The following is an 845-nucleotide window of genomic DNA, read 5'->3' on the forward strand; positions in this document are numbered from 1 at the left end:
TGGCGATTTTCTCAGGATTTTCCATTGGAATTAAGAACATAGGCACAACCTCCGACCACCTAAAAACACTGTATATGTAAACAGTGTGCGCCGGGAGACCGGTAGAGATCAAGGGGTGAAAGTCCCCGACCATTGAAGGACCAGCAATCCACAAGGTCCCCGAGTCATGCGTTGCATACCGCGAGGTATGGGGCGAAGCGTTGACAGGGGTGTTGACAGGCCAGCCATTGAGCCACGAAATCTATATTAAATTACCGGGTGCCGACGTTGTACTGTTAACGGAAGGCAACATCATAGGGTGCGATACTGCGAGTGCCACATGGACCCGGCGGGGTCTGAGACCCTGGCATGTCAATACGATCTCTACGCGGGAACCGGGAGATCTCCCCTCTGACCATCTGCCAGTGTCGGAGATGGCCCGCACCGGGAAGACGAGGAGTCATAGCCGGTGATGTACGGAGAGGAGAAGTCGGACTCGCTCATAGTAGCGGCGAAGCAGGCGAACAACCCGAAAGGAGCGGAGTCAGTGGAGCGAAGGAGCGGGGCCAAGGGGAACGCGGAACAGCCACACATGCGCCGGACACAGAGCCGGGAAAGCATGTCACAGAGGCTGTCACGCGTGCGGGAAGCTGCGAAGCAGCGGAAGAAAGAACGGTTTACAGCATTGTTCCACCTGCTGACAGTCGAAGCACTGGAAGCCGCATTCCTCTCCCTGAGCAGGAAAGCGGCCGCCGGAGTGGATGGCATCAGGTGGATGGACTACGCCGGAAACATGAAGAACAACATAACAGATCTGCACCGGAGGCTACATCAGGGCAGCTACAGGGCGCAGCCCGGCAGGCGTC

1 protein-coding gene is annotated in these 845 nt (G+C 57.2%); it reads left to right on the forward strand.

All coding sequences use genetic code 11. The annotated features are described in order from the left end of the window. Positions 1 to 448: 448 nt before the first annotated feature. The coding region (locus AACX88_RS17465) for a hypothetical protein (RefSeq protein WP_479686352.1) at positions 449 to 845 on the forward strand (397 nt) is incomplete at its 3' end.

The sequence above is a fragment of the Brevibacterium metallidurans genome, from assembly GCF_037101285.1.
Taxonomy (GTDB): domain Bacteria; phylum Actinomycetota; class Actinomycetes; order Actinomycetales; family Brevibacteriaceae; genus Brevibacterium; species Brevibacterium metallidurans.